The organism is Mitsuokella apri (assembly GCF_047974105.1).
In the GTDB taxonomy this organism is placed as follows: domain Bacteria; phylum Bacillota; class Negativicutes; order Selenomonadales; family Selenomonadaceae; genus Mitsuokella.
The window spans coordinates 1-401 of record NZ_JBHYRS010000027.1 but is presented as its reverse complement, the minus strand read 5'-3'; the positions used below and the strand labels follow the sequence as shown (position 1 = coordinate 401).

1 rRNA gene is annotated in these 401 nt (G+C 51.9%); it reads left to right on the top strand.

Annotation, left to right across the window (positions count from 1 at the left end):
- A 23S ribosomal RNA gene (locus tag ACE419_RS11565) occupies positions 1–401 on the top strand; the annotation flags it as partial.

Here is a 401-nt window from a genome sequence, read left to right as displayed (position 1 = left end):
AGCTGGAGCCGGCGGCAGAAGAGAAGCCCAAGCGACTGTTTACCACAAACACAGGTGCCTGCTAAAGAGAAATCTGACGTATAGGTGCTGACACCTGCCCGGTGCTGGAAGGTTAAGGAGAGATGTCAGGAGCAATCCGAAGCATTGAACTGAAGCCCCAGTAAACGGCGGCCGTAACTATAACGGTCCTAAGGTAGCGAAATTCCTTGTCGGGTAAGTTCCGACCCGCACGAAAGGTGTAACGACTTGGGCACTGTCTCAACGAGGGACCCGGTGAAATTGAAATACCTGTGAAGATGCAGGTTACCCGCGACTGGACAGAAAGACCCCATGGAGCTTTACTGCAGCCTGACATTGATTTTTGGCATGTAACGTACAGGATAGTTGGGAGACGGAGAAGA